Below are 600 nucleotides of genomic sequence, written 5' to 3' on the forward strand. Positions count from 1 at the left end.
GCGGAACAACGGTTTACAGCGGCTATCAGCATATACTGCCCGACGGTGGCACCCTGATTCCGCTTGATAATTGTATCGTCCACAAGTTTCACGAAGTCAAGCTTGTCGGTGATACTTAAGAGAGCTGCCGTAAGACCGAATTCACGGCTTCTTACCGATTTCGGCTGAGGGGGTTCCGTCACTTTGCGGACGATATCTTCAAGCTTGCCGAGGTACTTTTTAGAAACAACCCTTGGTTGACCATTGATCCTTTTGGTCTCGATAACGTAATAATAAGCCTTGCCGTTAACCGTTTGCTTAATCAGGCCTGCCACTTATACACCCCCTGCGATTTTAGGCAATATATACAATTTTATCGCGAAAAGGGTCGAAAACAAAGCCTGGTTTTGGATCATTTTGGATCAAATAGGATCGTTTTGGATCAATGGCTATAATTAGTAACTACTTTATGACTGTAGCTACGTATATCTTGCAATTACTCTGATTTTTAAATTTGGTTACTACGTTTCTAATTTTAAGAATGCAGTATTTTCAAGGCTTAGAGGGCTTAAAATTACGTGAAAATGGTCTAAAAAAATTTATTTCGTAAAGTCATGCTAG

1 protein-coding gene is annotated in these 600 nt (G+C 40.7%); it reads right to left on the bottom strand.

Annotation, left to right across the window (positions count from 1 at the left end):
- Window positions 1-314 (bottom strand): transposase (locus NUV48_15570; GenBank protein ID MCR4443550.1); only part of this gene is annotated, 314 nt, incomplete at its 3' end.
- Window positions 315-600 lie beyond the last annotated feature (286 nt).

Source organism: Peptococcaceae bacterium, assembly GCA_024655825.1.
Lineage (GTDB): Bacteria > Bacillota > Peptococcia > DRI-13 > PHAD01 > JANLFJ01.